At 67.5% G+C, this 26,398-nt stretch carries 23 protein-coding genes; 15 read left to right on the forward strand and 8 right to left on the reverse strand.

Translation table 11 applies throughout. The features are described 5' to 3' along the window. Both OO71_RS17925 and OO71_RS17930 read left to right on the forward strand, forming a co-directional pair. A complete protein-coding gene (locus OO71_RS17925; RefSeq protein ID WP_033290959.1) occupies positions 1-747 on the forward strand; it encodes an SDR family NAD(P)-dependent oxidoreductase in 747 nt (248 codons plus the stop codon). Further along, positions 744-1,577, forward strand: a complete 834-nt coding sequence (locus OO71_RS17930; protein ID WP_033290960.1) for an SDR family NAD(P)-dependent oxidoreductase — start codon at positions 744-746, stop codon at positions 1,575-1,577. The genes OO71_RS17925 and OO71_RS17930 overlap by 4 nt, the downstream gene beginning before the upstream one ends. Before the next feature lie 3 nt (positions 1,578-1,580). On the opposite strand, the gene OO71_RS46480 is transcribed toward OO71_RS17930, so the two are convergent. Then, positions 1,581-2,498 (reverse strand): LysR family transcriptional regulator, encoded by a 918-nt coding sequence (locus OO71_RS46480; RefSeq protein ID WP_245633702.1) that lies wholly within the window; start codon positions 2,496-2,498, stop codon positions 1,581-1,583. A gap of 97 nt (positions 2,499-2,595) precedes the next feature. Here OO71_RS46480 and OO71_RS17940 point away from each other — a divergent pair, with 97 nt between their 5' ends. Beyond that, positions 2,596-3,336 carry an SDR family oxidoreductase gene (locus OO71_RS17940; RefSeq protein ID WP_033290961.1) on the forward strand — a complete coding sequence of 247 codons (741 nt, stop codon included), beginning with the start codon at positions 2,596-2,598 and terminating at the stop codon, positions 3,334-3,336. 811 nt (positions 3,337-4,147) lie between these two features. Here the strand turns inward: OO71_RS17940 and OO71_RS17945 are convergent. Beyond that, entirely contained in the window at positions 4,148-4,741 is a 594-nt protein-coding gene (locus OO71_RS17945) for a TetR/AcrR family transcriptional regulator (RefSeq protein ID WP_033290962.1), read from the reverse strand. Positions 4,742-4,818: 77 nt separating this feature from the next. On the opposite strand from OO71_RS17945, the gene OO71_RS17950 reads away from it, so the two are divergent. Together OO71_RS17950 and OO71_RS17955 are read left to right on the forward strand one after the other, a co-directional pair. Beyond that, the gene (locus OO71_RS17950) at positions 4,819-5,571 is read left to right on the forward strand and encodes an alpha/beta fold hydrolase (protein ID WP_033290963.1); all 753 of its coding nucleotides are present in this window, start codon (positions 4,819-4,821) and stop codon (positions 5,569-5,571) included. A gap of 69 nt (positions 5,572-5,640) precedes the next feature. Next, the gene (locus OO71_RS17955; protein WP_211260546.1) at positions 5,641-5,994 is read left to right on the forward strand and encodes a nuclear transport factor 2 family protein; all 354 of its coding nucleotides are present in this window, start codon (positions 5,641-5,643) and stop codon (positions 5,992-5,994) included. On the opposite strand, the gene OO71_RS17960 is transcribed toward OO71_RS17955, so the two are convergent. The 4 genes from OO71_RS17960 to OO71_RS17975 all read right to left on the reverse strand — a co-directional run bounded on the left by OO71_RS17960 (position 5,967) and on the right by OO71_RS17975 (position 10,129). Next, positions 5,967-6,827, reverse strand: coding sequence for a helix-turn-helix transcriptional regulator (locus OO71_RS17960; RefSeq protein WP_051791674.1), 861 nt, complete (start codon positions 6,825-6,827; stop codon positions 5,967-5,969). The genes OO71_RS17955 and OO71_RS17960 overlap by 28 nt on opposite strands. A gap of 59 nt (positions 6,828-6,886) precedes the next feature. Further along, positions 6,887-7,597, reverse strand: coding sequence for a rhomboid-like protein (locus OO71_RS17965; RefSeq protein ID WP_211260547.1), 711 nt, complete (start codon positions 7,595-7,597; stop codon positions 6,887-6,889). A gap of 114 nt (positions 7,598-7,711) precedes the next feature. Then, positions 7,712-8,533 (reverse strand): alpha/beta fold hydrolase, encoded by an 822-nt coding sequence (locus OO71_RS17970; RefSeq protein WP_033290964.1) that lies wholly within the window; start codon positions 8,531-8,533, stop codon positions 7,712-7,714. Between the two features lie 36 nt (positions 8,534-8,569). Further along, positions 8,570-10,129 carry a GMC family oxidoreductase gene (locus tag OO71_RS17975; RefSeq protein WP_051791675.1) on the reverse strand — a complete coding sequence of 520 codons (1,560 nt, stop codon included), beginning with the start codon at positions 10,127-10,129 and terminating at the stop codon, positions 8,570-8,572. Positions 10,130-10,224: 95 nt separating this feature from the next. Between OO71_RS17975 and OO71_RS17980 the strand changes: the two genes are divergently transcribed. Continuing rightward, a complete protein-coding gene (locus OO71_RS17980; protein ID WP_033290965.1) occupies positions 10,225-10,830 on the forward strand; it encodes a TetR/AcrR family transcriptional regulator in 606 nt (201 codons plus the stop codon). Positions 10,831-11,019: 189 nt separating this feature from the next. Beyond that, positions 11,020-11,886 (forward strand): endonuclease/exonuclease/phosphatase family protein, encoded by an 867-nt coding sequence (locus OO71_RS17985; protein WP_033291280.1) that lies wholly within the window; start codon positions 11,020-11,022, stop codon positions 11,884-11,886. Between the two features lie 148 nt (positions 11,887-12,034). Here OO71_RS17985 and OO71_RS17990 read toward each other — a convergent pair whose 3' ends face one another. Together OO71_RS17990 and OO71_RS17995 are read right to left on the reverse strand one after the other, a co-directional pair. Continuing rightward, a complete protein-coding gene (locus OO71_RS17990) occupies positions 12,035-13,324 on the reverse strand; it encodes a hydroxymethylglutaryl-CoA reductase, degradative (protein ID WP_281178436.1) in 1,290 nt (429 codons plus the stop codon). An 86-nt stretch (positions 13,325-13,410) separates the two neighbouring features. Beyond that, complete coding sequence (locus OO71_RS17995) at positions 13,411-15,246, reverse strand: helix-turn-helix domain-containing protein (RefSeq protein ID WP_033290967.1); 1,836 nt, start codon at positions 15,244-15,246, stop codon at positions 13,411-13,413. Between the two features lie 138 nt (positions 15,247-15,384). Between OO71_RS17995 and OO71_RS18000 the strand changes: the two genes are divergently transcribed. The 8 genes from OO71_RS18000 (at position 15,385) to OO71_RS52250 (ending at position 26,396) form a co-directional block, all read left to right on the forward strand. Beyond that, complete coding sequence (locus OO71_RS18000; protein ID WP_033290968.1) at positions 15,385-17,442, forward strand: hydantoinase/oxoprolinase family protein; 2,058 nt, start codon at positions 15,385-15,387, stop codon at positions 17,440-17,442. Between the two features lie 24 nt (positions 17,443-17,466). Beyond that, positions 17,467-19,605 (forward strand): hydantoinase B/oxoprolinase family protein, encoded by a 2,139-nt coding sequence (locus OO71_RS18005; protein WP_033290969.1) that lies wholly within the window; start codon positions 17,467-17,469, stop codon positions 19,603-19,605. Positions 19,606-19,620: 15 nt separating this feature from the next. Continuing rightward, a complete protein-coding gene (locus OO71_RS18010) occupies positions 19,621-20,877 on the forward strand; it encodes a CaiB/BaiF CoA transferase family protein (protein ID WP_084145053.1) in 1,257 nt (418 codons plus the stop codon). Then, complete coding sequence (locus OO71_RS18015; protein WP_033290970.1) at positions 20,877-21,653, forward strand: enoyl-CoA hydratase/isomerase family protein; 777 nt, start codon at positions 20,877-20,879, stop codon at positions 21,651-21,653. The genes OO71_RS18010 and OO71_RS18015 overlap by 1 nt, the downstream gene beginning before the upstream one ends. A 140-nt stretch (positions 21,654-21,793) precedes the next feature. Further along, positions 21,794-22,828, forward strand: a complete 1,035-nt coding sequence (locus tag OO71_RS18020; RefSeq protein WP_084145018.1) for a putative T7SS-secreted protein — start codon at positions 21,794-21,796, stop codon at positions 22,826-22,828. Between the two features lie 40 nt (positions 22,829-22,868). Further along, on the forward strand, positions 22,869-23,294 hold the full coding sequence (locus OO71_RS18025; protein WP_033290971.1) for a contact-dependent growth inhibition system immunity protein: 426 nt from the start codon (positions 22,869-22,871) through the stop codon (positions 23,292-23,294). A gap of 573 nt (positions 23,295-23,867) precedes the next feature. Then, positions 23,868-24,914 (forward strand): RHS repeat domain-containing protein, encoded by a 1,047-nt coding sequence (locus tag OO71_RS52245; RefSeq protein ID WP_156096367.1) that lies wholly within the window; start codon positions 23,868-23,870, stop codon positions 24,912-24,914. Between the two features lie 15 nt (positions 24,915-24,929). Then, on the forward strand, positions 24,930-26,396 hold the full coding sequence (locus tag OO71_RS52250; protein WP_281178441.1) for a polymorphic toxin-type HINT domain-containing protein: 1,467 nt from the start codon (positions 24,930-24,932) through the stop codon (positions 26,394-26,396). The last annotated feature ends 2 nt before the right edge of the window (positions 26,397-26,398 follow it).

Consider the following 26,398-nt stretch of genomic DNA (forward strand, 5'->3'; position numbering starts at 1 on the left):
ATGGGAGCTTTCGAACACAAAGTCTGTGTCGTCACCGGTGCTGCTTCCGGGATCGGCCGGGCCGCCGCGGAGCTGTTCGCCCGGGAAGGCGGCCAGGTGGTATCGGCTGATTTGGCTGACGCTGAAGGGGATTTCGTCCGGACGGACGTCAGCGATGCTGAGGATGTCGAGCGGCTTTTCGCGCACACCGTCGCCCGGTATGGCCGCGTCGACGTCTTGGTCAACAATGCGGGGATCATGGCGGATGCGGAGCTCGATCAGGCGACGCCGGAGGATTTCCGACGGCACGTTGACGTCAATACCATCGGCGTGTTCCTGGGGATCAAATACGGCACGCGGGTAATGCCTGAAGGTTCGGCAATCGTCAATACCGCCTCGATGGCCGGGCGGGTCGGTCTTCGCGGTTACGGTCCTTATGCCGCGGCCAAAGCCGCGGTGGTATCGCTGACGCAGGTCGCGGCGGTCGAGTACGGCGGGCGCGGTATCCGGGTCAACTGCATTTGCCCGAGCTCGGTGGAAACACCGATGTTGCAGGCACAGGAGAACGGCGCTCTCGAACGGGAGATCAGCCGTCTTGCCGCGCCTTCGGGAATGGTGATTGCCGCGGAGCAGGTCGCCGAGGTGATTGCTTTCCTTGCCGCACCGGCATCTTCGGCGGTTACCGGGCAGGCGTTGAATGTGGACGCGGGAATGTCGGCCGGGTATTCCGATCATCTGCTGTCGGCGATTTCGGCGGCGATCGCATGACTGGTCAGGTCGCGCTGGTCACCGGGGCCGGACGGGCGCGGGGAATGGGCCGGGCCATTGCGCTTCGGCTTGCGCGCAGCGGCGCGGACGTCGCGGTGGCCGACCTCGCCCGGCCGGTGCCTGGTCTCGACGTCCTCGGCATCGGGGTCGGAGACAGTCTTGCGGAGCTGGAAGAAACCGCGGAGATGGTCCGGGCTTTGGGGTGCAAGAGCGTTGCGGTACCGATGGATGTTTCTGATGTGGACAGTGTGCAGGAGGGAATTGTTACGGTCGCCGGGAAACTCGGCGACGTCGGGATTCTGGTGAACAATGCCGGTACGGCGGTGGGGGTCAAGGAGTTCTCGGAGATCACCGAGGCGGATTGGGAAACCTCGTTTCGGGTCAACGTTCTCGGCGCAGTACACTTGGTACGCGCGGTGTCTCCGGGGATGAAACGCGCGCGACGCGGCGCGATCGTCAACATCGCTTCGACGCTGGGTGTCGCGGCGCTGGCCGAATACGGCAGTTATGTCGTGACCAAGCACGCGGTGGTCGGGCTCACGCGGTTGTTGTCGCAGGAATTGGCGCCACACGGAATCCGTACCAATGCGGTTGCGCCGGGCTACATCGTCACGGATATGGGCAAGGCGGAGCAGGAGAAAATTGCCGCGGCCCGGTCGGTCGGGCTCGACGAAGCGGTGACGGACATCCTCACCGAAATCCCGATCGGACGTCTCGGAAATCCGGACGATGTCGCGGAAACCGTGGCCTGGCTGGCAAGTCCGGCAGCGTCCTTTGTGAACGGTGCGGTGGTTCCGGTCCACGGTGGACAGACTGCCGGGTTCGTCTGAGTCCTATGTAGACAGATGCTGCCGCGCGGCGCGATGGACGGGCGGCAGCAGGGGATTGGGATCGTCGGCCCGGCTGGCGATCACGACCTGAGCCGGGTCGATGCCGTCGATGGCCACCGTGGTGAGGTCCGGGCGCGTGCGGATGCGCCGGTCGCCGATCGGCAGCACCGCGACCGCCCGGCCTTCGGCGACGAGTTCGAGCTTGTCCTCGTAACTCTCCGCGAGCGGCGGGGTGGTGGCGGCCGGGATGCCGTCGGGACGGGGTTCGAGGCGCCAGAACCGGCGCCACGTGGTGGTGGCGCCGGTGCAGGGCACGACGGGCTCATCGGCGAGGTCGTCCACGCCGACCGAATCCTTGGCCGCCATCGGATGGTCAGTGGACACCACCAGCACGCGCGGCTCGTCGCGCAGCACGGTGAGCTGGAGGTTGTCCATCTCATAGGGGAACGGCAGCCGCGAGATGAGGGCGTCCACGCGGCGGTCCGGTAGCGCCGCGGTGTCGTTCCAGACGAGGTGCCGGGTGCGGATCTCGGCATCCGGGTACTGCCGGCGCAGGTCGTGAACCATGGGGGTGACGATGAAGTCATCGGAATAACCGAGCGTGACCATATGCGGTGCGGCTGCGGCTTTCGCAGTGCGCCGCGCGAGGTGGGCGGCGGCCAGCAGCTCCTGCGCGCGCGGCAGGAACGCCTCGCCGGCCGCGGTGAGGCGGGTGCCCTGGTGGGTGCGTTCGAGCAGCTGCACGCCGAGCTGGTCTTCCAGCCGCTGGAGCTGCCGCCCGAGCGACGTGCAGCGCCGCAGCGGCCCGGCCGATGTTCCGGTGTTCCGCGACCACGGTGAAGTAGCGCACCAGCCGCAGGTCGAAATCCACGCTGGGGTCGAGCGACGTCGGATCTGCCACCCCTCCAGGCTACGCGTCATGCGGCTCGGGCATCACGACCTGCGGAATGGGTCTTGGACGCCGCCGGAAAACCGTTCTTGACTGGTTCACAGGAAACCGGATCGAGAAAGGAAACCCATGAAGTACGACGGAAAGAAGGTCGTCGTCATCGGCGGCTCCAGCGGTTTCGGCCGCACCGCGGCGAAGCTGCTCGTGGGCGAAGGCGCGCGGGTGCTGGTCACCGGCCGGTCGGTGGAGTCGCTCGAGGCAACGGCCGCTGAGCTGGGAGAACGCGCCATTGCCGTACGCAGCAACTTCTCGTCCCTGCCCGACCTGGACGCACTGGCCGACCGCGTAAAAACCGAGTTCGGCACAGTCGACGCCCTGTTCGTGAATGCGGGAGTCGCCAATTTCACTCCTTTCTATTCGGTCACCGAGGAGAATTTCTCGGACCTGTTTTCGATCAATGCGAAAGGCCCGTACTTCACGGTCCAAAAACTGGCACCGTTGCTGAACGAGGGCAGCGGAGTGGTACTCACCACGTCCGCGGCGAACGTCCTGGGCCTGCCGATGGTGAGCGTGTACGCCGCGACGAAGGCCGCAGTGCGTTCGATGACCCGCAGCTTGGCGACTGAATTGCTGCCCAGGAAGATCCGCGTGAACGCCGTAAGCCCCGGCCCCATCGCGACGGGGATTCTGGACCGCTCGCTCCCGCCGGAGGTCGCGGAATCGACGAAAGCCCAGATGGCCCAGCAAAACCCGATGTCCCGCTTCGGAGCCCCGGACGAGGTCGCGGTGGCAATGCTGTTCCTCGCCTTCGACGCTACGTACACGACCGGCGCCGAGTTCCCGGTCGATGGTGGGGGTACGCAGCTCTGACCTGCTGATCGGGTTGTCGGCTTCGGTAAGACGCGCACCTGTCGACCCTGTGTGTTCGGATGGCTGCGGGTTTCGGGTCGCTCGGGCCGGAGGGGTTTCGGGGGTTGGGTGTTGCCTGCGCCTGGTCCTAGTGCCCTTTCGGTTCCGGCGGTTGGGGTGCGCCTCGCCAGATTTGATCTGGCGGCGGCGTGACTGCCTGTGTTGCCTGCGTCGTTTCTGTCGCTAGCTTCCGTCTGGCATCGGCGTGCCTCTGCTACCTGCGCCGTCTCTGCGGTGAGTTTCGGTCTGGCGTTGGCGCGTCACGCCTGCTGCCTGTGCCGTTTCTGGCGCGAGTTTCTGTCTGGTGTTGGTGTGCTCGCCTCTGCTGCCTGTGCCGTTGCTGGCGCGAGTTTCTGTCTGGTGTTGGTGTGCTCGCCTTGCTGCCTGTGCCGTTGCTGTCGCGAGTTTCGGTCTGGCGTTGGCGTGCCGCCTCGGCTGTCGGCGTCGTTTCTGTCGCTAGCTTCCGTCCGGCGGCGTGCCATCTCTGCTACCCCGCGTCGTTTCTGTCGCGAGTTTCGGTCTGGCGTCGGCACGCCACGCCTGTTACCCGCGCCGTTCTATCGCGAGTTCCTGTCCGGAGTTGGCGCGCCGCTTCTGCTGCCTGCGCGGTTTCTCTCGCGAGTTTCGGTCTGGCATCGGAGTGCCCCTGCTGCCCGCGCCTTTCTATCGCGAGTATCCATCTGGCGTCGGCACGCCACCCCGCTACCTCCACCGTTCCGGCCGCCAGTTTCTATCTAGCGAAGCGGGACCTTGCCCGGGACGCAGCCGAGATCTAGCGGCTCAACGCTCGACGCCAGGTGTCCGTCACCGTGTGGCGTAAGCGGTTCGGACGCACTGCCTCCGGCGCAAGCAGTCGTTGAAGGGCAATTCCCCGCAGCTGGCCGACCACCGCCACGGCAACCTCGTCCGGCTCGACGTTTTCCCGGATGTCACCACCGGCGATCCCTGCGGCGATTTCCGCCCGCAGGTCCGCGCGGAAGGCCTCGTCCCGCTCGCGGAAGAGCGGGGCCAGCTCCGGATCGGTCATCGATTCTGCCCACAGCAGCACGAAAGCCCGGCTGAGCACGCTCGCGTTGCCCAGCTGCCGGACGTACCCGTCGATGAGCCGCAGCAGCCGCTCCAGCCCGGGTGGCAGCGCGTCGAGTCCGGGGACGAAACCGGCTTGCGTCGCGCGGGCGAGGTGTTCCAGCAGCGCTGCCTTGCTCCCGAAATGATGGGTGACCAGCCCGCGGCTGTACCCCGCCCGCTCACCGACAGCCGCCAGCGTGACCGCCCGCACGCCCTGCTCCACGACCAGTTCGGCCGCCGCTTCAACCAAGGCGGCTGAAGCTTGGTCGCGGCGTTCCTGCTGACTCCGGCGCGGCATCATTCCAGGCTACATACTTGTCAGCCAACCAACAAGTATGGCTAGAGTGGTGGTGAACCGACCGAAGGAGCAACCCGATGAGTGAAACGACCGCCGTCTTCGTGCACGGCAACCCGGAGACCCCGTCGCTGTGGGAGCCGCTGCTTGCCGAGCTGGGTGCGCGACCGGTGGTGTGCCTGTCCCCGCCTGGTTTCGGGGCGCCGTTGCCTGCCGGGTTCGGTGCGACCGTCGGCGAGTATCGCGATTGGCTGATCGGCGAGCTCGAGCGGTTTCCCGAGCCGGTCGACCTGGTCGGCCACGACTGGGGCGGTGGGCACGTGCTCAACGCGGTCATGGCGCGCCCGGAACTCGTCCGCAGCTGGGTGAACGACACGATCGGCGCGTTCGACCCTGATTACGTCTGGCATGAGCTGGCTCAGCAGTGGCAGCAACCGGAGGTCGGCGAGGCGTCGGTGGCGAAAATTTTCGGTGCCCCGCTTGAGGTGCGGACCGCGCGGCTCGTCGCCGGTGGGATGCATGAGTCGGTCGCCGGAAAGGTTGCCGCGGGGATGAACGAGGACATGGGCCGCGCCGTGCTCGCGCTCTATCGATCTGCCGCAAAACCGGTGATGACCGAGCTCGGCCGGAACCTGGAACGCGCAGCGGAGCGTCCGGGGCTCGTCGTGCTGGCGACTGAGGATCACCTGGTCGGGACTGTCGAGCAACGTCGCCGGTCGGCGGCTCGCGCCGGTGCTCGCGTCGCCCCGCTCGACGGGCTCGGGCATTGGTGGATGACGCAGGATCCGGCTCAGGGGGCGCAAATTCTCACCGAGTTCTGGGAATCCTGCTGAGGGGTACAAAGTGGACCACCCGGGGGTGTGCGGCGCGCGGATAAGATGATCTTGAACAAGGGAGAAAACGTGCCTGAATCCGCGGTCGACCGCCTGGTCAATGCGATCAACGCCCACGACATCGACGCCCTCACCGCATGCTTTGCGCCGGACTATTCGGTGGTCTGGCCTGCGCATCCGGCCCGGTCGACGACGGGAGTCGAATTCGTCCGGCGCAATTGGGAGGCGATTTTCGGCGTCTATCCGACCGTCCGGGCAACCATCGTCGCGCGCGTCGAGAACGGCCCGGAAATCTGGGGCGAATGGGAATTCGCGAGCGACGACACCCCGGGATTCCAGCAGCGGGGAGTGGTGGTCGCAGAGGAAGAGGACGGCGTGATCAAGCGGTCGCGGTTCTATATGGAGCCGCTGGAAGCTGCCTGATCGGCCAGGGTGAACACGACCACCCGCAGGTCACCCGGCTCGATGATGAGGATGTCCTTGTCGAGGAGATCCTGGTGTCCGGTCCGATCGCGGTCGCGTCCATTGTGGTGGACGACCAGCCGATCCGGATGGTTGCCCGGTTCCGCATGCGTCCACCATCGGGGAAAATCGCTGGCGGACGCACGGAGGTCGGCGATCAGCTCATGCAGCCGCGGATCGCCGGGGTAACGCCGCGTCGCCGCGCGGAGCCCGGTGACCACTGTGGACTTGAAGGCGGCCAGGTACTCCGGCGACCGCACGACCGCGGTGGGTGCGTTGGTGAAGAGCCGCCACGCTACGTTCCGTTCGTACTTCCCGGAAACCTTTCCGCCACACTGGAGTCCGTCCCACAGAGGGTTTCCTTCGAGGACGGTCCATGCTGCGTCACACACGCAAACCGGCACGTCCAGGCGATCCAGCAACCGCTGCGCTGGTGGGGTGACCTCGCTCGGCATTCGTCGGTCGACGTACCGCTGACTGGTAGGCGCGGGTGGACGGTCCGGTTTGGACAGTGGCGCGAAACCCGCAAGCAGCCGGAGCCGTTCGTGCTCCCCGGGTGCCAGTTGTAACGCGCTGGCCAGCGCGTCGACCACTTCCCGCGACGGTTTGCGTCGGCCTTGTTCCAGGCGCCTCAGGTGTTCTTCCGACACCTTTGCCAGCCGCGCGAGTTCACCACGTCGCAACCCGGGGACCCGGCGTTCCGTCGGGAGCGTCGGACGAATCCCGGCCGCCTCGGGTGGTGTTTGCTCCCGGAACGTCCGGAGCGCCGTCCCGAAATCGTCATCTCGCTGCACTGAACCAGTGTGCCCGCGTCAGGCTCCCCTCGGCCAAGTGCTTCGCCAGTTCAGACCACCTACGTAGATGCCTTCATGGGCGGGGCGTCGTCACGCTGCGCTACCGAGAGGTCGGGAATCCGCAGCGTGGCCACCAATCCGCGCCGCCGCAGGAGCCGCCACCACACCAGAATCGCGGAGTGGAACGCGATCAGGTGACCGGCGAAGGTCATGATCGTCAACGGGGCGGTGGGGTCCTCCACGAAAATCAGGCCGACGATGGCCAGCTCGACCAAGGGGAGGATCCACCACCGCGTCCGCGTCGCCAGGATCGGCATCAGCGCTCCGGCAGTGGCAAAGAGCCCGTAACTCGCCCCGACGTCCACCCACTGCGCCGTCTCCGCCGGCAGCCGCCCGGTGGACTGGGCCCACCCGGCCGGAAGCTCGGTCGCCAGCGTCGCGAAGACGTGCCCGAAGGCGAAAACCGCGAGCGTCCACCGTGCCCCGACCCGCCGCTCGAGCGGCGCGGCAGCGAGCAGGAACAACGGCACGAGAAGTCCCCAGTCGTCGTCACCCTTGAGCACGAGTGCGCTGGTGAGCAGACTGAGCAGTGGGCGGTCCGCCAGGTTTTGCGTGTTGCTGCTGGCCATGGTGAGGAGCTGCTGCGCCGTTGCCGGGTCGAGCAGATGCCGCGTGATGGAGGTGGCCACCAGCAGCACGAGGTACCAGAAACTGAACGGCGTCGACCTCGGACCGGGCAGCACGGACCCGATTCTCCCACTGAGTCGCATTTCGGCAGTATGCCAGAGCAGTTTTCGTACTTCCGATAACTGCCGAATTCCGACGATTATTGCCCCGAATTACCGGTGGCCGTGCCTATTGGTCTTCTATTCCACGCGGTGCATTTACTCGCAGCGCTCGAGGTGGGCGCGAACGTGCTCGAGCCATTCATCAGGACGCTCGACGTGGAGGCTGTGGCTTGCGCCCGGGCCCTCGACGAGGACGAACTCCGCGTCCGGGATTGCGTCGGCGACGGTGCGGGACTGGCGGGGCGGGGTGAGGATGTCCTGCTCGCCGACCAGGACCGTTGTCGGCCGGTCGATTGCGGGCAGCCGGTCGAGGATGTCGTGGGCAAGGTCTGCATCCCATTGCCGGACAACGGCTTGGATCTGCTCCTCGGTCTGCGGGAACAGCGGCAGCACGGCCGTGATGACCTGGCCGAACTCCGGGCTGTCGAGAAACTCCGGCGAGAATGCCACACCGAGCGCGGCGATTCCGCCTTCGAGATCACCGTGCGCCCACGGGGAACGTAGTCCGGCGGTGAGGCTGCGCTGAAATTCGTTGCCGCGCGCCCAGGTGCCGTAAAGCACCAGCGACGCCACCAGATCGGGGCGGGCAAGCGCGAGTTCCTGTGCCACGGCACTGCCCAGCGACCATCCGACCACGTGTACCGGGCCGACGCCGAGTTCGTCGAGCAGCGCAATGGCGTCTGCCGCAAGGGATGCCATCGACACGGGCTCCGTATACGCCGAGGATCCGCCCATGCCACGGTGGTCGTAGACGATCACCCGCCGGTCGGCCGCGAGACCTTCGAGAATTGCCGGCGTCCAGTGGCCGATCGACGTGCTCGTACCGGTCACCAGCAGAACCGGTTCACCCGGCAGGCCGGAGTCGCCGAGAATGTCGTAGTACAGGCTCACGTTGTCGTCGAGGCTGTGCGTGGGCATGTGGGGCGCCTTTCATCAGGGGATTGTCCGCAGGGTTCAGGCGGCGGCGATGCGGGATGCGGCCCGCTCGGCGATCATGATCGTCGGTGCCTGGGTATTGCCGCGGGTGATCGTGGGCATGACTGAGGCGTCGGCGACGAAGAGGCCGGTCACGTCGCGGACGGCCATGGTGTGCGGGTCGACGACGGCACTGGCGTCGGTGCCCATCCGGCAGGTGCCTGCCGGATGCCATTCGCTGCCGGTGTTGCCACTGATCCAGGTGTCGAGATCGGCGTCGGACCAGTCCTGCGGGGTACGGGGTTCGCCGCCGGTGGCTTTGGCCAGCAGGGGAGTGCGGAACAGGTCCCGTACCCGCCGCAGCCCGGCCCGCAGCCGCGCCCGGTCGCCGTCCCGGGTGAGGAAGCCGGGGTCGATCAGCGGGGGGCTGGCCGGATCGGCGTCGGCGAGCCGCACCGTGCCCCGGCTGTCCGGGTCGAGCAGGCTGACCGCGCAGGTCACCACCGGATCCTCGATCAGGGTCATCTCGGCGGTCATGCCGAGCAGGGTCAGCGTCAGCTGGAGGTCGGCCACCGGACGGTCCGCGCCGCTGCGCAGCATCCCCGCCGCTTGGGTGAGCGAGGCCAGCGGGCCGCGGCGCAGCAGCCGGTAGTCACGGAGGTCGGCATCGGTCAGGGTGTTCCACAGTGGACTGCCGTCGAGGACCGGCCACACCGGCGTGACCATCGGGTGGTCCTGCAGGTCGGCACCGACCCCGGCGAGGTCGGCGGTCACCGGGATGCCGTGCTCGGCGAGGTGCCCGGCCGGACCGAGCCCGGAGAGCATCAGCAGCTGCGGGGTGCGCAGCGCGCCCGCGCACAGCACCACCCCGCGGCGGGCCGCTACCTCGGTGCCACCCACCCGCACCCCGACCGCCCGCTTGCCGTCCAGGATGACCGAGGTGACCAGCCTGCCGTTGGCGACGACCAGGTTTTCCCGGTGGCGGGCCGGGCCGAGGTACCCGTGCACGACGCTGTGCCGCCGCCCGTCGCGGGTGTTGCTCTGTACGAAGCCCACCCCTTCGCCGAACGGGCCGTTGAAGTTCTCGACCAGCGGCAGCCCGTGCTCGACCCCGCCGGCCACGAAGGTGAGTGCCAGCGCACCGGCGTCGCGCACCGAGCTGATCGCCATCGGCCCGCCGGTGCCGTGCCGGTCGCCGCCGCCGCAGTCGTTGTCCTCGATGTCGCGCAGCACGGGCCGGACGTCGTCCCATGACCAGCCGGTTGCGCCCCTGTCCTGCCAGGTGTCGTAGTCCTCGGGACGGCCGTGGAACCACGCCATCATGTTCATGCTGCTGCCACCGCCGAGCCCGCGGCCCTGCGCCAGCCCGATCCGGCGGCCACCGAGCGCGGACTGCGGCGTGGAGCGGTCACCCCACGACATCGGGCCGGTGAGCAGCTGGAACGCGTTCCCCGGGGTACGGGCCGCCGGCTCGTCGCCGGTGGTCGTCCCGGCCTCCAGTAGCAGGACCCGGCAGCCGGGGTCCTCACTCAGCCGGGCCGCCAGCACGCATCCGGCCGCGCCTGCTCCCACCACCACGAAGTCCGTCTCCACCGGCACGTGCAGCCCCTCGTCCGATTCGGTCAGGTGGGCGAAGTGTAGCTCATTTCAGATGAGTCCGACTCAGGTGAGTTGAGCTTGTAGAATGGCCTCCCATGACTACCGGCACGCAGGGACGGCGGGCGGACTACGCGGAGGCGACCCGCAGGGCGATCATCGATGCCGCCCGGGAGCTGTTCGCGCGCAAGGGGTTCTTCGGCGCGAAGGTCGACGAGATCGCGGAGCTGGCCCGCGTCGCGCCGGGCACGGTGTACGCCGCGGGCGGCAAGCACGGACTGCTGCAGATCCTGGTCGACGAATGGGGCACCTCGCCGATCCTGCAGGACAGCCGGACGCGGCTGGCCGAGCTGACCGACCCGCGCGAGGTACTGGCCTTGGTGGCCTCGGCCAGCCGGGCGATCCGCGAGGACCACGGCAGCGTCATCCGCGTGCTGCTGGCGGCGGCCCCGCACGACGAGGCGGCTGCCGAAGGGCTGCGCGATGCCACCAAGCGCTACCGGGGCACGCTGGCCGCGGTCGCGGAGCGGCTGCACGGGCTGGGCGCGCTTGCCGAGGGCAAGGACGCCCGGCAGGCCACCGACGTGCTGTGGTTCTACTTCGGCTACAACGGCTACCTGTGCCTCACGGAGGACAACGGATGGTCGCTGGCCAAGGCCGAGCGCTGGCTGCTCGGCCAGTGCGCCGTGGCGTTGCTGCGCTGAAGAGCGGTTTGCGGGGAGACCACAGGAAATCTCCGGCGGACGCTCGGCGGGCTTAGCATCGGCCCGGTAAGTCCTGTTCGTGAAGGATTTCACCGCGTGTTACCGGACCTGATCTTTCGCCGGAAGGTCCGGGTGGTCCACCTTGTCCATGAACGCCGCACCCCGATGCCGTACTGGGAGAGGAACAGCATGGGAAAGCTCCGACGAATCGTGGTCGCGCTGCTGGCCACAGTGGTTGCGCTGCTGTCCACCGTCGCCGCCGGGACCGCGCATGCGGCGACCACCCTGCGGGTGCTCACGTACAACCTGTGGAACGAGGGCACCCACGGCGGCGGCCTGGACGTGGCCATCGACGCGATCCGGCGGTCCGGCGCCAACGTCGTCGCGCTGCAGGAGACCGGCAACGGGGCGACCGGCAAGATCGCGCAGAAGCTCGGCTGGCAGCATACGTCGGAGGGCTGGGACGTGGACGTGATCAGCAAGCTGCCGATCGAGAAGCAGGACTGGACGTCGTGGAGCGACACCGGCGCCCGCGTGATCGCCGCGCGCATCGCCGGGGTGTGGGTGTACTCGGCGCACCTCGACTATCAGAAGTACGGCCCGTACAACGCATGTTTCGACCACGACAGCGTGCAGACGATCCTGTCCGACGAGTCGCGGCGCAAGCGCCAGGCCGAGCAGATCGCCGAGTGGACGGGTTCGTCACCGGCCATCCTCGGCGGTGACCTGAACTCCCCGTCGCATCTGGACTGGACCAACGCGACGAAGCCGGCGCACTGCGGCTACGCGGTCGCCTGGCCGACCACGAAGGCGTTCGAGGCCAAGGGACTGCGGGACGCGTACCGCACGGCGCACCCGGACCCGGCCGCCCAGCCGGGCAACACCTGGTCCCCGGTGGTCAAGAACAACAACGGCCGCCCCGAACCGCAGGACCGGATCGACTTCCTGTTCTATCGAGGCAACGGAATTTCGGTCCGGAGCTCGTCGACCTTCGGCGGGGGCAACGGCTGGAACTCCGACCACCTTGCCGTGCTGACGGAGTTCACTGTGCCGTGAGGTGACCGGCTGCGGCATCAAGCCCGGCGAGGAGAGCGGACGGCTGCCATGGTGCCCGCCTGTGCCGTAGCGTCGAATTCCCGCAGCGGTACCGCCTGATGGTGGAGTGGGAGACGGTGGTGCCCTGATCACCGGGCATCACCGGGCATCACCGGTCGGCTCGGAGGTCGGCCAGCACCTCCTCCGCGTAATCCACCCGTACCTTCTTCTCCGCGATAAGCCGCGCCACCACTGCCCGGACTTCACCCGCCGTCGCTCCGGCAGTCGTGGCGATATTGCGTGCATGCAAGGACATGTGACCGCGCTGGATGCCTTCCGTGGCGAGCGCCCGTACCGCGCCGAAGTTTTGCGCCAACCCGACCGCCGTGATGATCTCCGCCAGTTCCGCGGCCGTGGTGACGCCGAGCAGCCTCACCGCGGCCTGCGCGGTCGGGTGCACCTTCGTCGCGCCGCCGACGAGACCGACCGGCATCGGCAGTTCGATGCTGCCGACGACGTTTCCGTCGGCGTTCTTTTCGAAGCGGGACAAGGAGGTGTACCGCCCGGCGGGGGAGATCGCGTGCGAATGCGCGCCTGCTTCGACGGCGCGGGTGTCGTTTCCGGTGGCGAGCACGACGGCGGTGATGCCGTTCATGATCCCCTTGTTGTGGGTCGCGGCTCGGTACGGGTCGGCCTCGGCGAGTGCGGCGGCGTGCATGATGTTGTCGACGACCTCCGCGCCACCGAGCGCTTCCGCGTCGAACACCGCGCGGGCGCGGGACAGCCGGAGGTCGGCCTTGTTCGTGAGGATGCGGAGGAGGCTGTTCCCGCCTGCGATTTCGGCGGCCCGGGTCGCGACCGCCTCGGCCATCGTGTTTACCGCATTCGCACCCATGGCGTCGCGGACGTCGACCCGCAGATGCGCCACCACGTAGGTACCGGCGCGCGACGGGACGAGCCGGACGGTGATATCGCGTGCCCCGCCGCCAAACTCGACGAGCTTCGGGTCTTGTTCGTTCGCGAGGGCGATCAGTTCGTCCCGCGCTTCCAGCAGGCGGACCCGCCCGGCCTCGGGGTCGGCGACGCCGACGATCTGCACCTGAGCCTGCATCACGGGTGCGCTCGACGAGGTGGTGAACCCGCCGTGGAGGCGGGCGACCTTGGCGGAGTTGCTTGCCGCCGCGACGACCGACGCTTCCTCGGTGGCCATCGGCACCAGTACCTCGGTGCCGTTGACCACGAAGTTCGTGGCGACCCCCAGCGGCACCCCCAGCATCCCGGTCACGTTCTCGATCATGTGGTCGGCCTGGCCGAGGCTCAGCCCCTGCCCCGGATCGAAAGCGGCGATGTCCGCGGCCCCGACGCCGGCGGCTTCGGCGACCGACTTCCGCCGGGCTTCGACGGACAGGTCGCGGAGACCCTGGATACGACTGGTGCGCGGCATGGCGCCCCTCCCCACCTCGACGTGGCTGCGGTACGAGGCAGGACGCTAGTGTCCGGCAACGCGTCCGGGAACGGACCGATTGCCCACTGCTGACCGTACGACTATGGGCTTTTGGTCAGCTGTGCAAGGCGAATGGCGACGCTGATCCGGAACAGCCGGTCGGGCTCCTGCCAGTCGCCGCCGAGTAGTTCGGCGGTTCGCTCGAGGCGCTGGAGCACGGTGTTCTTGTGCAGGTGGAGCGCACGTGCGGTGGCGACCGGGCTCATCCGGTTGCCGAGGTACGCGGCGACGGTCGGCAGGAGTTTGGTGGAGCGTTCCGCGTCCCAGTCCAGGATCGGGCCGATGACCCGCTGGACGAACGCCGCCACGCGTTTCTCGCCCGGCCCGAAGAGGGCGGTGTACGGGAGGTACTCGTCGGCGGTGACGGCTGCGTCGTTCCGGCCGAGCGCAGGCAGGATCCGCAGGCACGCCGACGCCGCCTCTACGTCCGCTCGGAGGTCCTCGGTCACGTCGTCGATGGCGGCGCCGACGGCCAGGACCGGGGAGCGGATCGCGCGCGCGACCGTCGCGTGGACGAGCGTGCTCGCCTTGCCGGGGTCGGGTTCGGCGGTGAGCACCACGATGCGGTCGGCGTGTTCGCCCGCCAGCCCGGCCGTGCGGCGCAGGGCCCGTACCGCTTCGCGGCGCAGTTCGGTCGGGACGGACACCACGACAAGCGCGCACAACGTGTCCAGCCGGATCCCGCGAGCACGGGCCCTGGCACCGATGTCGGTGCGCCGCTCCGCCTTGTCGGAAAGCAGATCGGCCAGCAGGTCGCTCCCGACGCGTTGCTCGGCGTCCAACATGGCGTCCTGCTTGAGGTTGAGCAGCGCGGTGATCTGCGCGGCCCGTTCCGCGGTTCGGCGTTCCACCGGGCCGAACTCGACTTCTCCTTGCTGCAGAAGGAGAGCACCGAGCAGCGTCGGCCCGGTGAGGACGGCCACGACGTACCTTCCCTCGCCCGCGGGCGCGCACCGGCCGCTGCGCCGGCTGACGTCCACGGCGTCCGCGGCCTGGTCATCGAGGTGGCCGAGATCGAGGATCGTGACCTGGCACCGCAGCGCCCGGCCGAGCGCGGCGGCGACGTCGGTGGCTTCGCCGCCTTCCAGCACCAGACTCGTGAGGTCGCTGTGGACCTCGCTCGCCCGTTCCATCGCTTCGACATGCCGGGCGAGTTCGCCGTAGGCGCGGTGGGTTTCGTCGGCCGACTGCCGGGTGCGGGCCAGTAACCGCGCGGTCTGCAGCACGACGGCAGCGTGATCGGCGAAGGCCGACAACAGGGAAATCTCGTCCGGGGAGAACGCGTGCTCGACGCGGTTCGCCGCGAACAGCACGCCGATCACCTCTTCGCCCGCGAGCAGCGGTACGCCGAGCAGGGACACGAGCCCTTCCGCGTCGACGGCGGCGTCGATGCCCGAATCGTGGGGCGCCTGGGTCATCGTGGCGTACTTGGAGGTCCAAAATGGCCGGCGCCGCTCGACGACCTGGCTTGCCAGGCCCATTCCAGGCGGCACCCGCAGGCCGAGGAACGACGGGGCGACCGTGCCGAGCGTGGTGCGCACGCGCAGTTCCGACGTCTCCGCGTCGTACTCCGACAGGTACGTGACATCCGTACCCATCAGGTCGTGCGCCCGCTCGACGAGGCGGCCGAGCAGTTCGTCCACATCGCGCAGCTGCGCCAGCTCGCGGGCGGAGGAGAACAGCGCGGCGAGCTCCTGGCCGCGGCGGCGCCAGCGCTGCGACGTCGCACGCAGATGCCGTAGTTCGTAGCCGATCCGCATCGCGTCCTGCTCGGGCAGCGACAGCTTCGACACCAGTGCGTCGAGGTCGATTTCGGGCTCGGCGGAAGCGGCGTTCAGCAGGCCGATGACGACGTCGACCGGGAGCGTCTCGGCCATGGCCTGCCTCCTTCGCATGTGCCGATGGTCTGGGAAGAGCCGGGGAATCCTGGATGGACCATACATACTCTGAACGGACCCGCGCACGTACCGTCCCTGGCACGATCAGCACCGACGCAGTCAAGGGAGACAGCGAGCATGACGCTTCACGTGGGCATCGACGTCGGTGGCACGTTTACCGACGCCGTCGCGGTCGTCGACGGACGCGCGATTCGCGGCAAAGCGTTCTCGACCAAGGACGTGACCACCGGAATCCTGGACGCACTGGCGGTTCTGCGGGAGCGGGCCGGGATGGCCGAGGCCGATTTCTTCGCCGCGGTCGACCGCTTCGTGCTCGGCAACACCATCGTCACGAACGCGGTGGACGAGCAGAAGTACGCCGCGGTGGGATTGCTGACCACACAAGGGTTTCGTGACACGCTGCGGATCGCGAGGTCGGCCCGCACGGACGAGCGGGACCCGCACGAAATGGCTCCTCCGCCGGACATCGTGGAGCGGCGGCGGATCGTGGAGGTCGCCGAGCGGGTCGACGCGCACGGCAGCGTGCTGGTCCCGCTGACCGAGGACGCGATCGCCGCCGCCGTGGACGCGGTGACGGCGACCGGCGCGGAGGCGATCGCGGTGTGCCTGCTGTGGTCGTTCCGCAACCCGGCGCACGAGCAGGCGATCGGGGACTACCTCGACCAGCACCACCCAGGCCTCCCGTACACGCTGTCGAGCAGGCTGACCCCGGTCTACCGCGAGTACGAGCGCATGGTCACCACCGCGCTGGACGCCGCGGTGAAGCCGATCGTGGCGTCGCACTTCGATCATCTCGCCGACGAGCTCCGGCGCCGGGGGCTGTGCGCGAAAGTCCAGATCATGCAGGTACACGGCGGTTTCCTGTCGGTGGAGGAAACCGGCAACGCGCCGATCTCGATGTTCAACTCCGGACCGGTCGGCGGCGTCACCGGCGCGCGGCTGCTGGGCAAGCAGCTCGGGCGCAGCCGGGTGCTGACTGCGGACATGGGCGGTACCAGCCTCGACGCGGCCGCGATCATCGACGACGAGTTCCGGCTGCTGCCCCGCGCGGAAATCGGCGGCCTGCCGACGAGCCTGACCGCGGTCGACATCGAGACGATCGGCGCGGGCGGCGGCAGCCTGGCGTGGGTCGACGGCCGCAACCTGCTGCGCGTCGGCCCGCAGAGCGCGGGTTCCAACCCGGGCCCGGCGTGTTACGGCAAGGGCGGCACGCGTCCGGCGGTCACCGATGCTGCGCTCGTGCTGGGCTTGATCAACCCGGACTACTACCTCGGCGGCACCGTTCCGTTGTACGAGGACCAAGCGAGGGCGGCGCTGCACAAGCACGTGGCCGAACCGCTGGGCATCGACGAAGACACCGCGGCCCAGGGCGTGTACCGGCTGGCGACGTCACAGATGTCCAACGCGCTCCGCAAGATCACCGTCAACCGCGGACATGACCCGCGCGAGTTCACTCTCGTCGGCTTCGGCGGTGCGTGCGGGCTGTTCGCGGCAGGCATCGCCGCGGAGGCCGGGGTCCGCGAGGTCGTGATCCCGCGCAATGCGGCGGTGTTCTCCGCGCACGGCCTGATGCATGCCGACTCCGTGTTCTCCGCCGTGCGGACGAGCCCGTGGACGATGGACCGGCCCGCGGCTGCGCTGGACGACGAGTTCAGCGCACTGGAGCAGCGGGCGCAGGCCTGGTTCGAGAACGAGGGAATCCCCGAAGACCACCGCGAGCTCTACCGCGAAGCCGACATGAAGTTCGTCGGCCAGATCTTCGAGGTGACCACCCGGCTGCCCGCCGGCACGTTCCGCGAAGCCGACAAAGACGTGCTCCGCGCCCGGTTCATCGCCGACTACGAAGAGGAATTCGGCGCCGGCACCGCGTGGACCGAGGCGGAGATCCTGCTCGTCAACTCGCGCGTACGGGCCGTCGGGCGCAGCGATGTGCAGACCGTCCGGCACGTCGCCGAGGCTGGTGAGGAGAAGCACGAACTGTCCCGCCGCGCCGTTCTGGAGCCCCTAACCGGTACGCGGGTGGAAGTCGACGTCCACCGCGGCTTCGGGGCGCTCGGGAGTGCGTCCGGCCCGTGCTTGCTGGAAGAGCCCGACACCACGGTGTACGTACCCAGCGGCGCCACCGTGGAGCTGACCGGCACCGGCGACTTCCTGCTGCACCTCGCCGACCACTGACGCCCTCGCCGAAGGAGACTTCCCATGACCAGTACGCCAAACATTCTCCCCGAGGGCTTCGACCCGGTCACCCTCGAAGTGATCCGGATGCGTCTCGACTCGATCGTCGAGGAGATGGGCATCGCGATGATCCGCTCGTCCGGCTCCCCGGTGATCACCGAGGCCGGTGACTTCAACACCGCGCTGTTCGACCCCACCGGCCGGATCTACGCCTACTCCGACTACGTCCAGTTCCACATCGGCTCCGGCAGCGTTGCCGTGCAGAACCTGGTCAAGGCAATCGAAGGCGAGCCACTCGCGCCGGGGGATGCGTTCATCTCCAACGACCCGCACACCGCGGGTGCGAGCCATCCGCCGGACACCAACGTGATTTCGCCGATCTTCCACGGCGACGAACTGATCGGCTGGGCGCAGTCGCAGGCGCACCTCGTCGACGTCGGGGGCATGACGCCCGGCGGGTTCGCGCCGGGCGCGCACGACTGTTACGCCGAGGCGCTCCGCCTTCCGCCCGGCGTCAAGATCTTCGAGAAGGGCGAACCCGTCGAGTGGGTACGCCGGATTCTGCTCAACAACGTCCGCGTGCCCGCGCTGTTCTGGAACGACGTGCGCAGTCTCGTCGCGAGCAACAACACCGGAATCCGGCGGCTGCTGGGTACCGTCGAGGAGTTCGGCCTGCCCCGGTTCCGGGACTACACCAGGCTTTCCTTCGAATTGGCCGAGCGCGTCGTGCGCGACCGCGTCCGCGAAATCCCCGACGGCATCTACACCGCGGAGGAATGGACCGAGCACAACGGGCACGTCGACGAGCTGTACCGCGTCGCGTGCACCATGACCAAACGCGACGAGCAGATCACCTTCGACTTCACCGGGTCCAGCGAACAGACCGACGGCTTCATCAACTGCAGCTACGGCGCGCTGGTCGGCAGCGTCGCGTCCGCGATCGTGCCGATCCTGGCCTGGGACGTCCCGTTCAACGAAGGCGTGATGACGGCGTTCGACATCGTCGCCGAACCCGGGTCGATCGTGAACCCGCGGCCCCCGGCGCCGATCAGCAACGGCCACCTCACCACCGGCGCCCGCGTCAGCCGCGTCGTCACGAAACTCATGAACGACGCTTGCCGCACGTCCGGCGACGACACCGTCCGCGATCGCACGCAAGGAGTGTGGGGCGATTCGTGGACGGGCGGGATCTCCGCCGGTACGACCGATGACGGCGAGTACTTCGTGCTGTTCAACATGGACGGTGGCGGCATGGGCGCGGGTGCACAGCCCGACCGAGACGGGCTCGACTGCGCCGGGATGATGACGCAGGTCAACAACATGCTGCCGGACGTCGAAATGAACGAGATGCTCTACCCGGTGCTGTACCTGTGGAAGCAGCTCAACACCGAAAGCGCCGGGCACGGCGCACATCGTGGTGGTCTCGGCTTGCGCTTCGCGTGGACCCTGCACGGCGCGCAGGAGGTGACTCAGACGGTGTTCGCGCCCAGTGCCCAGGTGCCTGCCGATGGGTACGGTGGCGGGCTGCCCGGCGGCGGCAGCGGGCACGAGGTCTGGCGCCAGACCGACGTCGCTCGGCTGCTTGCCGACGGACGGGTCCCGACTCGCGACACGCTGGATGCGGCGGAGCGTGAAGTGCTGGCGATCAACCAGCAGTCGGTGCCGATCCGTGCCGGAGACGTTCTGGTGCAATGGATTGCGGGTGGTGGCGGATACGGTGACCCGTTGTTGCGTGACCCGCAGCTCGTCGCCGCGGATGTCCGGGATGGTTACGTTACTGTGGAAACCGCGCGGCGGACGTACGGCGTGGTTCTCACCGACGGTGTCGCGGACGAGTCCGCCACCCTGGCCGCGCGTGCCGAGGTGCGTCAGCAACGCATCGGTGCCACGCCCGCGGCGACCGTGCTACCGGCTTCGCCTGCCGGTTCGTCCGCGCCGTGCCGTGACGCCGACGGCTGGTACGTGCCCGCGAGTGGCGCGCGCCTCGGCACGGGCGAAGACTGGCACGACGAAGCGCGGAAGGTCACGCTGGCAGCCGCGGACCGGCTGGCCGAGTCGGGGGTCCGCGTCCGGCCGCGCACCGAGGGCCGCCGCGTGCTGATGGACGAGTTCTACAGTCCGTCGTGCGGGACTCTTCTCGAGGCGCGGGTCCGGGTGGACTGACGAACAGGGGTGAAGATGACGATCAACGACGGCGGTGCGCTCGCCGGCATGCTGCCCGGTGGCCTGTCCGAAGGCGCGCTGCGCGGCATCGTGGTCCTCGACATCACGAGGGTCGTGGCCGGTCCGTTCTGTTCGATGCTGCTGGCCGACCTCGGTGCGACCGTGATCAAGATCGAGAACCCGCGGGAACCCGACTATGCCAGGGATTTCCCGCCGAAGCTCACCGCGGGCGACGAGGAGTTCAGCGGGTTCTTCGCGCAGTACAACCGGAACAAGTTCGGGCTGACCCTCGATCTGTCCACTGAGGACGGTAAGGAAGTGCTCAAAGAGCTGGCCCGCAGCGCCCACGTGCTGGTCGAGAACTTCCGGCCCGGCACGATGGACAAGCTCGGGGTCGGTTACGACGTGCTCCGTGCGCAGAACCCGGCCCTGGTGTACACGGCGATCTCCGGCTACGGCCAAACCGGCCCGTACCGGCGACGTCCGGCCTACGACAACAGCGCACAGGCCACCGGCGGGCTGTGGTCGATGAACGGTTTCCCGGACCGCCCACCAGCGCGGGTCGGGACGATCATCGGCGACCTGTCCGCGACGTTGTACGCCGTCATCGGGACACTGGCGGCGTTGCGGCACGCGGAGAAGACCGGGCAGGGGCAGCTTGTCGATGTCTCCCAGCAGGATTCGGTGCTGAGCCTGACCGAGAACGCGGTCGTCTCGTACACAGTGGACGGAAAGGTACCCGGTCCGCTCGGCAACGAGCACCCGTTCGTCAAGCCCTACGAGCTGTACCCGTGCAAGGACGGTTTCGTCTTTTTCGGCGGCTACACCGACAAGTTCTGGCGTCTTTCCTGCCACCTGTTCGGCGAACCCGAACTCGCCGACGATCCGGAAATCGACACCATGGGCAAACGGTTCGAACCCGAGGTCTACGAACGGCGGATCCGGCCGCTGCTGCACAAATGGTTCGAACAGCGGACGAAAACGGAGCTGGAAGAAATCGTCGGCGATGCAGTACCGCTCAGCGCAGTGAAGAATATCGGCGAGGTCGTCGACGACCCGCACATCGCCGCGCGGGACATGATCGTCGAGGTGGACTATCCCGATTTCGGGGAGCTGCGTATGTTCGGCTCGCCCATCAAGCTCGGCACCACGCCGACGCAACCACGCGGCTTGGCCCCGAAAGTCGGCGAACATGCCGATTCCGTCCTCCGCGCCCTCGCCGGACTCGACGAGCAGCGCATCGCCGACCTGCGCGCGAAAGGAGTGATCTGATGGTCGGCATCACGCTGGACCGCCAGGACGCGGTCGCGATCATCCGATTCAACCGCCCGGACAAACTCAACGCGCTGACCCTGGCGATGTACGAGGAACTCGGCGCCGCCTTCGCCGAGGTACGCGACGACGATTCGATCGCCGTAGCCATCCTCACCGGCAGCGGCGACCGGTCCTTCTGCGTCGGCGCCGATCTCACCGAGTCCATCCCCGCACTGGCGGAGGGCCGTTTCGACATCTCCGAATGGGATGCCGCCCACCAGAAGCACACCCGGTTGTACAAACCGGTGATCGCCGCGGTCAACGGTCTCTGCCTCGGTGGAGGCTTTGAAATCATGCTCTCCACCGACCTCCGCATCGCCGCCGACACCGCAGAATTCGGCTTACCCGAAAGCGGCGTCGGCGTCGTCCCCGCCGGCGGCACGCTCACCCGCCTCACCCGGCAGATCCCGTACGTGTGGGCAATGGAACTGATGCTCCAGGGAGAACGAATCCCGGCGGCGAAAGCATTGCAGTACGGATTGCTGAACCAAGTGGTACCGGCAGCGCAGGTGCTCGAAACGGCGCTGGAGTGCGCCCACCGGCTGATCGGCAAAAGCGGCACCGCCCTCGCGACGATCAAGGAAGCAGCCCTCCGTCTCGGCGATCTCCCCCAGGAGCAGGCATTCCGCCGGGAGGCTGAGTATGGACAGGTTGCGTTCACGTCTGCGGATGCCCGGGAAGGCCTCGGCGCGTTCGCGGAACGCCGGGTACCGGATTTCCCTTCGCGTCGCTAACCCTGTTTCCTGAATCACGGTCGCTCGGAGGATGGCGCCCTGGTGGAGCGGGAGACTGTTGAGCACGTGTCGACGATGCTCTGATCACCGAACCGGCTGCGCTCACGACAAGCTGGTCACTTGTCATCGGCGATCGAGTCATGGATCGTCATGGGTTCCATGTCGACGTCGATAAGATCGAGGAAGCCGCGAGCGGCATCAAACGAAGCTGCGTGGTTTGTGCGGCGACGCCAGCCGGTACGGACACGACGCGGACGCTCGGAGAAGCCACCGACTCGACAGCCCTCGTCCCAGGCAATCCCGAAGCGATCGAGGAAAACGCGCGCGTCCTCAACGTCCGCGGCGATCACGCCGGCCAAACTGCCGACGGACTCAGAGCCATCGACACCGGAGCCTGGGACGGCACCGCCGCCCACGTGTTCCACGACAAGTTCAGCTATGAACCGAACAAGTGGTTCGACACCGCCGACGCCCTGCACCGCGGTGGATCGCTGCTGACCGACTACGCGCGCACGCTCCGCTGGGCCCAGACCCAAGCAGGCGAAGCCATCGCCCAGTGGAACAACGCCCAATCTGCCACCCAGCAAGCCAAAGCCCGGCACGCCGCCGCGACGGCCGAGGCGCAGGCCACCAGTCGACCTTCACCGCCGTTCACCGATCCGGGGGAATCGGGTAGGCAAGCGGCCCACGACACGCTGAACCGCGCTCGAGCGCAGCTGGCCGACGCCGGAAACGCCATCTCGGACCAGCTTGACGCCGAAGCGGACGTCGCGCCGCAAGAGCCCAGCTGGCTCGATGATGCCGGGAGCTTCCTGGCCGGCATCGGCGCCCTCACGGTGAACGGCCTCGCCACCTTCAGCGATGCCGTGCTTGACCGCCCGGCCCCGCCCACCAAGACGGATCGGCTCAAGGAGCACCTCACCGACAAGGACCTTGACGGGGCTCGCCGCGAGCTGAACGGAGAAGTCGTGGCCCGCAAGGCGGACGGCACCCCTTGGGACCATGTCACTGAAGTCCGGGAGGCCCAGAACGGCCTTGTGAACCAGATCAACCGGCTGAAACGCCAGCTCGGCGACTCACGACTGTCGCCCGAGGACCGGCCTGCCATCAAGGCCGAGCTGTCCGAAGCCAGCCGCCTGCTCGACTACAGTGAGCAGTGGGTACCACGCGGATAGCAGCGCCGAGTACACCACCCGACAGCTGACACGAGGAGCCATGGGGACCAGTCCTGACGTCGACGAATCGCTCACCCTCGAGCAGATCGAGGACCACCGCTGGGGCAGCCCACCGGCCGACGCGACCCGGCTGATCAAGACCGTCTACGAGCTGCGCCACAAGCCGGTGAGCACCATGGGCACCGAAGATCTCCGCGTGCTCCTGCTGCAGCAGGAGAGTGTGGACATACTGGTCCCCGTCGCGCTGACCCGCCTCGAGCGGAACCCACTCGCCGAAGGCGACTTCTACCCTGGCGACCTGCTCACCGCGGTACTGAAGATTCCTCAGACATACTGGCAGCAACACCCCGACCAGCGAAGCCACGCATCAGCCGTGATCGAGGCAGTCGAGGCGCTGGGCAACCTCGACGATCACGACGCACCACACGACACCATCTGGCAACAGATCAACACCTTCCGCGGCTGAAACCATGGGCGACCAGTTGCCGCCGAATCCGCTCGGCAACGCCGGCACACTGTCTTCCGCTGTAGCGCGGATAAGGCGCATGGATAGTGCAGATAGCGGAAGCCCGGATCCGGAACCTGCTCCGACACTGTCCGCGCTGGAGCGGACCCGATCGCGGCACGGAAGGATGACCTCCTCCGGGAGGATACGCGAATTCGCGAAAGTCTGGTCGCTGACCTGACGTATTAGGTCTGGACACACAATGGTGACTCGGGTGAGTTTAAACCGGGCCTAGTTCTTCGCGACTCGCTTGACGTGAGTCACCTTATCCAGGATGCAACAGGTGGTGGCCTCAAGGGTATTCGAACTTCGTCACGTTGCTCCGAGTAAATCAAGCCGCAAACATCAGGGCAGGCGACGTTCTCTGCACGCCCGGCAAGTGTCGTCTCGTATGACACCGCAGGCCGGGTCACCAACTCCCGGTTCACCATCCCGATCGCCGAAGCCGGATTCGGCGGCAACTACTCCTTCTCGTGGCGCTACGACCCGCTCAGCGACGTCCTCCGGTCTTTCGGCAGCCCTTCCGCAGGCGGCTTGCCCGACGAGTCCATGATCACCGGTTACGACGCGCTGGACAAACCCATCACCCTGCAGGACGCCAGCAGCAGCGGCACCCTGCTGGTCTCCGGGACCGACTACAACCCGTACGGGCAGGTGCTGCGGACCAATTACGAGGATCCCACCCTGCCCAACCAGATCGCGGTCACCCATACCTACGCCGACGGCACCAACCGGCTCGCGACGACCCTGGCCGAGCGGGCAACCAAGACGAACTTCATGATCGCCAACCGGTTCTACGGCTACGACCCGGCAGGCAACATCACCTCCATCGCCGACACTCCCCAAGACGCCCCTGCCGACACCCAATGCTTCAGCTACGACTACCTCCAGCGCCTGACCCAGGCCTTCACCCCCACCTCCGGTGACTGCGCCACCGCCCCCAGCGCGACCGGCATGGGCGGGGCCGCGCCGTACTGGACGTCGTGGACGTACGACACCACCGGCAACCGCCGCACCCAAACCCAGCATGGCGCTGCCGGGGACACCACGGCGGCGTCGGCCTACCCCGACGCCGGGCAGCCGCAACCGCATGCGCTCCAGGCCCTGGACACCACCGGCCCCGGCGGCAGCAGTCACGCCGCCTACACCTATGACCCGTCCGGCCGCACTCTCACCGGCGCGGGGCTGACCTACACCTACGACGCCGAAGGCCACGTCGCCACCGCCACCGATGCCGGCGGCAAAGTGTCCAGCTACCTCTACGACGCCGACGGCAACCTCCTGCTGACCAAGGACCCGACCGGCACCACCCTGACCTTCAACGACCTGGAACTGTTCCGCGCGACCGGAATGTCCACCACGACCGGGACCCGGTTCTACACGTTCAACGGCCGGCCCGTCGCCGAACGCAACACCGGCACCGGCCTGACGTGGTCGATGGCGGACACTCAGAACACCACGTACGCCACCGTCAAGGCCGACAACCTGGCCGTCACGCAACGCTGGCAGGACCCCTGGGGCGTCTCGCGCGGCCCGGCTCCCACGACGTGGCCGGACAAACACGGCTACCTGGGCGGCTAACGGAACACGACCGGTCTGACCCACCTGGGCGCCCGCGAGTACGACCCGGCGACGGGCCGCTTCACGACGGTCGACCCGGTGCTGAAGACCGACGACCCGCAGCAGTTGAACGGCTACGCCTACGCCGACGACAACCCGGTGGGACAGTCCGACCCATCGGGCCTGTGCTCCGGCCCCGACGGCGCCTGCCACCTACCCGGCGGCAAACTGGGCGGCGGCGATGCCTGCCGCAACGGCGGCTGGAGCTGCGGAGGTTCGAACCAGAACATCTGCGGTTGCACTCAAGCACGACGTCCGGCCAACCATGGCGGTCCTTCGTCTCCAGCCGGGCACCGCCGGGGCGGATCATCGCGAAACGAGTGGATTGCCGATCACTCGCCGGCGGGCAACAACCGTCTTCAGCTTGGCGCTTTGTTCGGTTCGTACGGTGAGTCGTGGACTTCCAACGCACAGGACTACTGGGCGCCGCAGGCGGGTCAGAATTATGCTTGTTTCGGACGCTTGGCTTGCCGGAATGCGTATCTCTATCTGAGTACGCACCAGGACGATATCGACGGGGCAAAGAGAATAGCTGCCACGTATTGCGTAGAGCACTTTCAAGAATGTGTCGACCACGCCAGAACGTCTGCACTTATTTCAGACGTATACGACCAGGGTGTCGGCGCGCTGGCGGGTGCCGGAATACTCCGCGAATCGCCAGGTTCCGCCGCGGGAAGCCGAGCTGTCGCCGAAGATCTTGCGACAGCCTGTCGCAACAGCTTTGCCGGTTCCACCCCGATACTCATGGCCGACGGGACGATGAAGCCGATCGAACAAGTCAAGGTCGGCGACAAGGTCCGCAACGCTCAACCCGAAAACGGTCAGACCGAGATCCACCCGGTTTTGGCCCTGCACATCACCGACACCGACCGCGACTTCGTCGATGTCACGATCGCTACCCCCGGCGGGCCCAAGAAGATCACCAGCACCGCGCACCACCTGTGGTGGGACGTCAGCACCCATTCCTGGACCGACGCAGCCAGCCTCCGGCCAGGCGACTTCCTCGATACACCTGGTGGCGGCCATTCCGGCGTCCAGTCTCTCAACCGCTACGCCAGCAGCCTCCGTACGTATAACCTCACCGTCGACACCACTCACACGTACTATGTACTCGCTGGCCTGACGCCAGTTCTCGTGCACAATTCGGGACCGAACTGCGGGGTTGGACTTGGAGGTAAGAATGGTGACCGCCGTGGCGGTGAAGGCTTCCACGGTAGCGAGTATTCCCTGGATGAGATCACCGAGTTCGTGAATGGGCATACGGGCGATGGGAATCCGGCAATGGGTAGACCCTCGGCGGCGGAGGTTGAGACAACGTTGAGGCAAGCCGGGCCGCGTCAGCTTGACGGGCAGAATTCATCCCGATTCGACTATGGCGGGGTTCGCGTAATCGTCAACTGGGACATGCCGTGGAAATCGACAGCCTACTATCCGGGACGGTGATG

Source organism: Amycolatopsis jejuensis (genome assembly GCF_000717335.1).
Classification (GTDB): domain Bacteria; phylum Actinomycetota; class Actinomycetes; order Mycobacteriales; family Pseudonocardiaceae; genus Amycolatopsis; species Amycolatopsis jejuensis.

Coding starts and splice junctions, on each gene's coding strand:
- OO71_RS18025 (WP_033290971.1), top strand. CDS start 22,869: ATGGGGACCAGTCCTGACGTCGACGAATCGCTCACCCTCGAGCAGATC.
- OO71_RS17950 (WP_033290963.1), top strand. CDS start 4,819: ATGAGTGAAACGACCGCCGTCTTCGTGCACGGCAACCCGGAGACCCCG.
- OO71_RS18000 (WP_033290968.1), top strand. CDS start 15,385: ATGACGCTTCACGTGGGCATCGACGTCGGTGGCACGTTTACCGACGCC.
- OO71_RS17970 (WP_033290964.1), bottom strand. CDS start 8,533: ATGCCCACGCACAGCCTCGACGACAACGTGAGCCTGTACTACGACATT.
- OO71_RS17995 (WP_033290967.1), bottom strand. CDS start 15,246: ATGGCCGAGACGCTCCCGGTCGACGTCGTCATCGGCCTGCTGAACGCC.
- OO71_RS18005 (WP_033290969.1), top strand. CDS start 17,467: ATGACCAGTACGCCAAACATTCTCCCCGAGGGCTTCGACCCGGTCACC.
- OO71_RS17965 (WP_211260547.1), bottom strand. CDS start 7,597: ATGCGACTCAGTGGGAGAATCGGGTCCGTGCTGCCCGGTCCGAGGTCG.
- OO71_RS17945 (WP_033290962.1), bottom strand. CDS start 4,741: ATGCCGCGCCGGAGTCAGCAGGAACGCCGCGACCAAGCTTCAGCCGCC.
- OO71_RS46480 (WP_245633702.1), bottom strand. CDS start 2,498: ATGACGCGTAGCCTGGAGGGGTGGCAGATCCGACGTCGCTCGACCCCA.
- OO71_RS17985 (WP_033291280.1), top strand. CDS start 11,020: ATGGGAAAGCTCCGACGAATCGTGGTCGCGCTGCTGGCCACAGTGGTT.
- OO71_RS18015 (WP_033290970.1), top strand. CDS start 20,877: ATGGTCGGCATCACGCTGGACCGCCAGGACGCGGTCGCGATCATCCGA.
- OO71_RS17930 (WP_033290960.1), top strand. CDS start 744: ATGACTGGTCAGGTCGCGCTGGTCACCGGGGCCGGACGGGCGCGGGGA.
- OO71_RS17980 (WP_033290965.1), top strand. CDS start 10,225: ATGACTACCGGCACGCAGGGACGGCGGGCGGACTACGCGGAGGCGACC.
- OO71_RS18010 (WP_084145053.1), top strand. CDS start 19,621: ATGACGATCAACGACGGCGGTGCGCTCGCCGGCATGCTGCCCGGTGGC.
- OO71_RS18020 (WP_084145018.1), top strand. CDS start 21,794: ATGGATCGTCATGGGTTCCATGTCGACGTCGATAAGATCGAGGAAGCC.
- OO71_RS17925 (WP_033290959.1), top strand. CDS start 1: ATGGGAGCTTTCGAACACAAAGTCTGTGTCGTCACCGGTGCTGCTTCC.
- OO71_RS17940 (WP_033290961.1), top strand. CDS start 2,596: ATGAAGTACGACGGAAAGAAGGTCGTCGTCATCGGCGGCTCCAGCGGT.